Origin of the sequence: Paenibacillus sp. PsM32, assembly GCF_030433815.1 — a bacterium.
GTDB classification, from domain to species: Bacteria; Bacillota; Bacilli; order Paenibacillales; family Paenibacillaceae; genus Saccharibacillus; species Saccharibacillus kyungheensis.
The window spans coordinates 1-221 of record NZ_JARUWY010000090.1 but is presented as its reverse complement, the minus strand read 5'-3'; the positions used below and the strand labels follow the sequence as shown (position 1 = coordinate 221).

The window sequence follows — 221 nt, the reverse complement described above, 5'->3', positions numbered from 1 at the left end:
TAAATCTGTTCTCTCCGAGTTCGGTGGTTCGAATCCATCAGCCTCCACCAGTTTTGAAGGGGCATAGTTTAAAGGTAGAACAACGGTCTCCAAAACCGTTAGTGTGGGTTCAATTCCTGCTGCCCCTGCCAATATAACATTAATGATTTATTTTATAGCATGGCGATCGTGGCGAAGGGGTTAACGCACCGGACTGTGACTCCGGCATTCGTGGGTTCAAG

At 47.5% G+C, this 221-nt stretch carries 1 tRNA gene; it reads left to right on the top strand.

Going from position 1 to position 221, the window contains the following annotated elements:
• Positions 1-57 precede the first annotated feature (57 nt).
• Positions 58-131, top strand: a tRNA-Trp gene (locus QCD85_RS23790).
• Positions 132-221 lie beyond the last annotated feature (90 nt).